This is a genomic window from Flavobacterium sp., assembly GCF_041911335.1.
Classification (GTDB): Bacteria; Bacteroidota; Bacteroidia; order Flavobacteriales; family Flavobacteriaceae; genus Flavobacterium.
On record NZ_JAYRPD010000049.1, the window covers coordinates 1 to 7,729 of the forward strand.

The window sequence follows — 7,729 nt, forward strand, 5'->3', positions numbered from 1 at the left end:
ATTGTAAAAAAAGCTGAAAAACCACCAGAAAAAAACATTTTTTCAACAGATAATTTTATCAATCAAACAAAATTAAGCATATAAACAAAGGGATACAGAAGTTTTTTTTCTATTTTTGAAAAACTTTCGGATAGTAGTGATATATTTACTCTTAATAATTATGTGTAAACAAAATCACCAATCCTTTTAAACTTATAAACACATAAACTTTTAACCTTTTCCAACATGAATTTTCTCGCTCATATTTATTTGTCAGGTGAAGATGATTTTGTCAAAATTGGCAACTTCATGGCAGATAGTATTCGCGGTTCACAGTATTTAGATTATCCAAACGCCATTCAAAAAGGGATTTTATTGCATCGTCATATTGATAGTTTTACAGATGCACATCCAATTTATCGCAAAAGCAAACATCGTTTGCACGAAAAATACGGACATTATTCGGGTGTGATTATGGATATCGCTTACGATCATTTCTTGGCGAAAAATTGGAGTAAATATTCTAATGAAAAGTTAGAAGATTATGCCGCTGATTTTTACCAATTGATGCAAGATAACTATGAAATTCTAACCGAAAGAACGAAAGGAATGTTACCTTATATGATTGGACGAAATTGGCTAGTAAGTTATGCAACTATTCCAGGTTTGGAAATGATTCTTTTTCAGATGGATTACCGAACCAAGCACCGAGCACACATGCAAGAAGCGATTGTGGAAATTCAAGATTTTTATACCGAATTTGAATCGGAATTTTTTCAGTTTTTTGAAGAATTAGTACTTTCGTGCCAACAAAAATTAAAGGAACTCAATGAAATTTTGTAGTGATTTAGAAGCTGATTTTCGAAAAGCATCCAATAGCGAACTAGCAATTCCTATGGGAAAGTATATGAAGAATAACTTCTCGTTTTTAGGAATCAAAACTGAGCAAAGACGAGCAATTTTCAAATCAAATTATGAACAAAATACAGTTGGAGTCAAATCAAACTTTAGGGTAATTGCTTGGGAATTGTTTCAAATGAAAGAACGTGAATTTCATCAAACAGCAATTGATTTATTACTAAAAGAGTTCAAGAAAAATTATGGTTTAGAAGATATTCAATTGATTGAAAAATTGATAATTACTAATTCTTGGTGGGATTCAGTTGATACGATTGCGAAATATATTTTAGGTGGTTATTTGTTGCAATTTCCTTCGGAGACTTTGAAAGTAGTTGAACGTTTTTCAAATTCTGAAAACATGTGGTTAAATCGAAGTGCTATTTTATTTCAGTTGAGTTATAAAGACAAAACCAATTTCGAAATATTAAAATCGGAATGCGAAAAACACAAAGATTCCAACGAATTCTTCATTCAAAAAGCAATCGGTTGGGCTTTACGCGATTATAGTAGATTCAATCCAAAAGGAGTCGAAGCTTATGTGAATTCAACCAATTTAAAACCATTAAGTAGAAGAGAAGCCTTACGTTTACTCTAATTTTGTTTCATTTTTCAGATTAAAGATTTACCTTCGTAAAATACTTCAAGACAATGCCAAGAAAGAAATCTTTTTCCTTAAAAACGTTTACACGCAAAACCTTCCGACGTTTAGAGCGATTTGTTTTTCTTTTAAAATCGTTACTAACACCACGGCAGTTTATATATTTTTCGTGCGTTTTAGTCGGAATTTCTTCAGCTTTAGCCGTAATTATTCTAAAAACGTTTGCGCATTGGGTTTATAAATCGGCTCAAAGATTAGATGATGTATTCCATCTTCCTTACAGTAATAGTACGCTGCCAATCATTGGTATTATTATTACAGTACTCATTGTTAAAAAGGTTTTGGATGGTTCTATTGAAAAAGGAACTTCTCAAATTATGTATGCTGTCGCTAAAAAGCGCGGAATCATGCCTAGAAAGCAAATGTTTGCCCAAATTATCACAAGTTCCTTTACGGTAGGTATGGGCGGAAGTGCGGGTTTAGAGTCGCCAATTACCGTTACGGGAGCTGCTTTTGGGAGTAATTATGCACAAAATTATCGTTTAAGTTACAAAGATAGAACGCTTTTATTAGCTTGTGGTGTCGCTGCCGGAATTGGTGCTGCTTTCAACGCCCCGATTGCTGGAGTTTTGTTTGCCATTGAAGTGGTACTAGCTGAAATTAGTATTACAGCCTTCATTCCTATTATGATTAGTGCGGCAACAGGTGCTTTGGTTTCAACGGTAATGTTGAATGAAAACATCTTGTTTTCGTTTAAAAAAGTACAGTTTTTCGATTATCATAATTTACCCTATTATATTTTACTAGGCGTTTTAAGTGGCCTAGTTTCCATAAATTATGCGAGAACTTTCAGAAAGATTGAACACTATTTTAGTGGATTAAAATTTAATATCATCAATAAAGCATTGTTTGGAGCCGGAATTTTAGGTGTTTTGATTTTCTTGTTTCCTTCTTTATTTGGTGAAGGATATGAAAGTATTAAAACGTTAGCTGATAGTAATCCAGAGGGTTTGGTTCAAAATACTATTTTCGAGCGCTTTGAAGATTCAAAATGGATTTTGTTGTTGTTTGTTGGTGCAACGATGTTGATAAAAGTTTATGCTACAAGTTTGACATTAGGTGCTGGTGGAAATGGTGGAAATTTTGCTCCTTCGCTTTTTGTAGGTTCGTATTTAGGGTTTTGTGTGGCTTATTTTTTCAATATAATCGGTTTCGCTAAGTTGCCAATTGGAAACTTTACTCTTGTAGGAATGGCTGGAATATTGAGCGGATTATTTCATGCACCATTAACTGCAATTTTCCTTATTGCTGAAATTACTGGAGGTTATAATTTGATGGTTCCTTTAATGATTGTTTCATCGGTAAGTTTTGCGATTTCTAAACGTTTCGAGCCTTATTCCTTTGATATTAAAAATTTGGCTGATAAAGGTGAAGTTTTTACGGATAATCGTGATGCTAATATTTTGAATTCTATTGATGTAGCTAAATTAATTCAAACTGATTTCAAACCTATTTCGGTTAGTGATAATTTGGAAGAATTAGTTGAGAAAATCCAACAATCGGATGCTGATATTTTCCCTGTTTTGGATGAAAAAAATAAGTTGTTAGGTTTGATATTGCTAGATGAAATTCGACCAATTGTTTTCTCACAATTCAAAGTAAAATACACTTCGACAAACGAAGTCATGCAACCTCCAAAAGAAATTATTTTCTATGATGAAACCTTAGAAACCATCATGGAAAAGTTTGATTCGTCGGGTTGTAAAGTATTGCCTGTTTTAAAAGATGGCATTTTTATAGGATTTATTTACAAACAACTCATTTTGGAAAAATACAGAATGCGTTTAAAATCAATGATTATCGAATAATTTAACATTTACATATGTCTACAATACATCTTCAAGATTTCAAATTTTCAATACCTTTAAGCATTCGCTGGAATGATTTAGATCCATTAAATCACGTTAATAATGTATATTATTTTGAGTATTTTCAAATGGGTCGCGGTTACTATATGCCAACAGCATGTCCTAAATGGGATTGGACCAAACACATGTTTGTAATTGCACATATTGAATGCGACTATTTTAAAGAACTAAAATTAACAGCTGCTAAACCAACCATCAAATTAAGAACATCTTTATTAGGTGCTAAGAGTTTTGAAATAGAATATTTAATTACCAGTTTTGATAAAGAAAATAACGAAGTTATTCATGCAAAAGGCAAAAGTGTTCAGGTTTTAATTGATACAACACTAGGCAAATCTATTGAAATTCCTAATTGGTTACGAGAAGCAATTATGGATTATGAGCCCGCTTTGTAAATCAATTTTAAATTCAAACACATTAGTTATTCTACATTCAAAATAGTATCTTTGCGTTTTGCCAAAAAACATGCAACACACAGAAGAAACAATTGAAATTATTGGAGCGAGAGCTCATAATCTTAAGAACATAGATGTTACCATTCCACGAGAAAAACTAGTGGTTGTTACTGGTTTATCAGGTTCTGGAAAATCGTCATTGGCTTTTGATACGATTTATGCGGAAGGACAAAGAAGATATATAGAAACGTTCTCTGCTTACGCTCGACAATTTCTTGGCGGATTAGAACGTCCTGATGTAGATAAAATCGACGGACTTTCTCCTGTGATTGCTATTGAGCAAAAAACAACGAGCAAATCGCCTCGTTCTACTGTGGGAACGATTACCGAAATTTACGATTTCTTACGTTTGTTGTATGCTCGTGGCGCTGATGCTTACAGTTACAATACGGGCGAAAAAATGGTTTCGTATTCCGATGAGCAAATCAAGCAATTGATTTTAGAGGATTTTAATGAAAAACGCATCAATATTTTAGCACCAGTGGTTCGTTCTCGTAAAGGACATTATCGCGAATTATTTGAGCAAATTGCTAAACAAGGTTTCTTAAAAGTTCGTGTTAATGGCGAGATTCGTGATTTAGAATACGGTATGAAAGTCGATCGTTATAAAACGCATGACATCGAAATAGTAATTGATAGAATGGCGATTGACAACGAAGAAGACACCGATAAACGCTTATCAGAAAGTATCAAAACCGCAATGTATCATGGGGATGATGTAATGATGGTGATTGAACAAGAAAGTCAAGAAGTACGTTTTTACAGTCGTAATTTAATGTGTCCGTCTTCTGGAATATCCTATCCAAATCCGGAACCCAATAATTTTTCGTTCAACTCTCCAAAAGGCGCTTGTCCGTGTTGTAACGGATTAGGAACGGTGAATGAAATCAATCTTCAAAAAATTATCCCAAATCCGAAATCATCGATAAAAAATGGTGGTTTTGCTCCTTTGGGCGAATATAAAAGTTCGTGGATTTTTAAGCAATTGGAAATTATCGCACAAAAATATGATTTCAAAATAACCGATGCCATTGAAACTATTCCACAAGAAGCCATGGATATGATTTTGTATGGTGGAAACGAAAAATTCTCAGTCGTATCAAAGGTTATGGGAATTACCAAAGACTATAAAATCGATTTTGAAGGTATTTCAAATTTTATCAAAAATCAATACGATAATTCTGATTCCGCAAGTATCAAACGTTGGGCAAAAGAATTTATGGATGAAAATGAATGTCCAGAATGTGAAGGAACACGTTTAAGAAAAGAATCGTTATATTTCAAACTAAACGGAAAAAACATAGGTGAGTTAGTCCAAATGGACGTTGCCGAATTATCCGAATGGTTTGCCGATTTACCGAATCATCTTTCTGAAAAACAACAAGTTATTTCGACTGAAATTTTAAAAGAAATCACGACTCGATTACAGTTTTTATTGGATGTTGGTTTGAATTATTTATCACTAAACCGAAGTTCAAAATCGCTTTCGGGTGGTGAAGCCCAACGCATTCGATTGGCTACGCAAATTGGTTCGCAATTAGTTGGCGTTTTATATATTTTAGATGAACCAAGTATCGGTTTACACCAAAGAGATAACGAGCGTTTGATTAAATCATTAGAAAGTTTACGCGATATCGGAAATTCAGTAATCGTAGTTGAACATGACAAAGATATGATTGAACGTGCCGATTATGTAATTGATATTGGTCCGAAAGCTGGTCGTTTTGGTGGACAAATCATCAGTAAAGGAACGCCGAAAGAATTACTGAAAGAAAATACCATTACGGCTCAATACATGAGTGGTAAAATGCAAATTGAAGTACCAAAAATTCGTAGAGAAGGCAATGGTAAATCCATCAAATTATCAGGAGCTACGGGAAATAACTTAAAAAATGTTTCGATTGAAATTCCGTTAGGAAAATTGGTTTGTGTAACTGGTGTTTCAGGAAGTGGAAAATCGACATTGATTAACGAAACCTTATATCCGATATTAAATGCGCATTTTTTTAATGCTGTTAAAAAACCACAACCATACAAGAAAATCGAAGGTTTAGAACATATCGACAAAGTAATCGACATCGACCAAAGTCCGATTGGAAGAACACCGCGTTCAAATCCAGCGACTTATACAGATGTGTTTTCAGAAATAAGAACTTTGTTTACTCAAGTTCCAGAAGCGATGATTCGTGGTTATAAACCTGGAAGATTTAGTTTTAATGTAAAAGGTGGTAGATGTGAAACTTGCGAAGGTTCAGGCGTTAGAACTATTGAAATGAGTTTTTTACCAGATGTTTATGTGGAATGTGAAACTTGTATGGGGAAACGTTTCAACAGAGAAACATTAGAAGTTCGTTACAAAGGAAAATCAATTTCTGACGTGTTAAATATGACGGTGGATGAAGCAGTAGATTTCTTTGAAAATATCCCAAAAATTTATCGAAAAGTTAAAACCATTCAAGATGTTGGATTGGGATATATCACTTTAGGCCAACAAAGTACAACACTTTCCGGTGGTGAAGCGCAACGTATTAAATTGGCTACCGAATTATCTAAAAAAGATACTGGAAACACGTTTTACATTTTAGATGAACCCACAACAGGATTACATTTTGAAGACATTCGAGTATTAATGGATGTAATTAATAAGTTGGTAGATAAAGGAAATACGGTGCTAATTATTGAGCATAATTTAGATGTTGTAAAATTATCGGATTACATTATCGATATTGGTTACGAAGGTGGAAAAGACGGTGGAGAAGTAGTAGCAAAAGGAACTCCAGAGGAAATTGTGAAAAATAAAAAAAGTTATACAGCTCAGTTTTTGAAAAAAGAATTGATTTAAGATTCAATTTGATTGTAATATTTAAAAAAAGTCTTAATTTGTTTAATAAAGTATCGTTAATTACATTTGTAAATTAGTTTGGCTTAAAATCTAATATAGTTCATAAAAAAAATAAAGAAATGGAAATACAAATTAAAGAAATTGGTGCAATAAAAGATGCAACTATAGATCTGTCAAAAAAATTAAATGTATTTTGTGGACCAAATGGAACTGGAAAAACATATATGGCATATATTATATATGCAATAACATCACTTGAAAATAAAAATTTAGGAATCAGACTTGACAAAGAGTTAATTAATAAGCTTGTTTCAGAAAAAGAAGTGAGTTTAACAATTGACATTAATGATGTTTGGAAATATCAGCAAAATGAAATTTCTCAAATAAAAAATAACTTATGGAGTTTGTTTGCACTTTCTGAAACAAAACAGGAGCAATATTTTAGCAAATCAAGTATTTCCGTTTTAGAAACTTTGGATAAATTTCAAGAGAGAATTTTACATCTAGAATATAAATGGGATATTAAATTAGATAATTACAATTTTGTAATTGAAAAAGAAAAAGATAGTTTTACTTTAAATTTAACAATTCCTAATGAAGTAAAGAGAGATGAAAGATTTATAGCATATATTGATATAGTATTGATGTCTAGAATATATTCTCTTTTAGCTTTTTTTCCAATTACATCATCAATATTTTTTCCAGTAGAAAGAAATTCCATTTTTACATTTAGTAATGAATTGTCAATAAGAAATAATGAAAGATATGAAATGATTCAAGAGATGTTACTTGAAAAAAAAGATTTAAATCCTTTTCAATTAATATTAAATAGAAAAACAAGATATCCACAAGCAATTAAAGACGCATTAAAAGTAGCAGATGATTTAGAAGAATATCAAAAAACTAAAAGTTCATTTTATCATTTTGCTGAAGAAATAGAAAATGAATTATTGAATGGAAAGGTTATTATTTCTAAAGACGGAAATGTTGAATTTAAGAGTAACAAGGCAAAATCATTATCACTATC

At 32.2% G+C, this 7,729-nt stretch carries 6 protein-coding genes; all 6 read left to right on the forward strand.

Annotated features, from left to right (window positions below):
• Positions 1 to 225 precede the first annotated feature (225 nt).
• On the forward strand, positions 226 to 822 hold the full coding sequence (locus tag ACE3PD_RS08335; RefSeq protein ID WP_374401400.1) for an ACP phosphodiesterase: 597 nt from the start codon (positions 226 to 228) through the stop codon (positions 820 to 822).
• Complete coding sequence (locus tag ACE3PD_RS08340) at positions 809 to 1,474, forward strand: DNA alkylation repair protein (protein ID WP_374401402.1); 666 nt, start codon at positions 809 to 811, stop codon at positions 1,472 to 1,474. Before ACE3PD_RS08335 ends, ACE3PD_RS08340 begins: the two co-directional genes overlap by 14 nt.
• Before the next feature lie 53 nt (positions 1,475 to 1,527).
• Positions 1,528 to 3,345, forward strand: coding sequence for a chloride channel protein (locus ACE3PD_RS08345; RefSeq protein WP_374401404.1), 1,818 nt, complete (start codon positions 1,528 to 1,530; stop codon positions 3,343 to 3,345).
• A gap of 14 nt (positions 3,346 to 3,359) precedes the next feature.
• Complete coding sequence (locus ACE3PD_RS08350; protein WP_374401406.1) at positions 3,360 to 3,800, forward strand: acyl-CoA thioesterase; 441 nt, start codon at positions 3,360 to 3,362, stop codon at positions 3,798 to 3,800.
• 70 nt (positions 3,801 to 3,870) lie between these two features.
• Complete coding sequence (gene uvrA / locus ACE3PD_RS08355; protein ID WP_374401408.1) at positions 3,871 to 6,702, forward strand: excinuclease ABC subunit UvrA; 2,832 nt, start codon at positions 3,871 to 3,873, stop codon at positions 6,700 to 6,702.
• Positions 6,703 to 6,821: 119 nt separating this feature from the next.
• A partial coding sequence (locus tag ACE3PD_RS08360; RefSeq protein WP_374401410.1) for a hypothetical protein occupies positions 6,822 to 7,729 on the forward strand: 908 nt, incomplete at its 3' end.

Coding starts and splice junctions, on each gene's coding strand:
- ACE3PD_RS08335 (WP_374401400.1), top strand. CDS start 226: ATGAATTTTCTCGCTCATATTTATTTGTCAGGTGAAGATGATTTTGTC.
- ACE3PD_RS08340 (WP_374401402.1), top strand. CDS start 809: ATGAAATTTTGTAGTGATTTAGAAGCTGATTTTCGAAAAGCATCCAAT.
- ACE3PD_RS08345 (WP_374401404.1), top strand. CDS start 1,528: ATGCCAAGAAAGAAATCTTTTTCCTTAAAAACGTTTACACGCAAAACC.
- ACE3PD_RS08350 (WP_374401406.1), top strand. CDS start 3,360: ATGTCTACAATACATCTTCAAGATTTCAAATTTTCAATACCTTTAAGC.
- uvrA (WP_374401408.1), top strand. CDS start 3,871: ATGCAACACACAGAAGAAACAATTGAAATTATTGGAGCGAGAGCTCAT.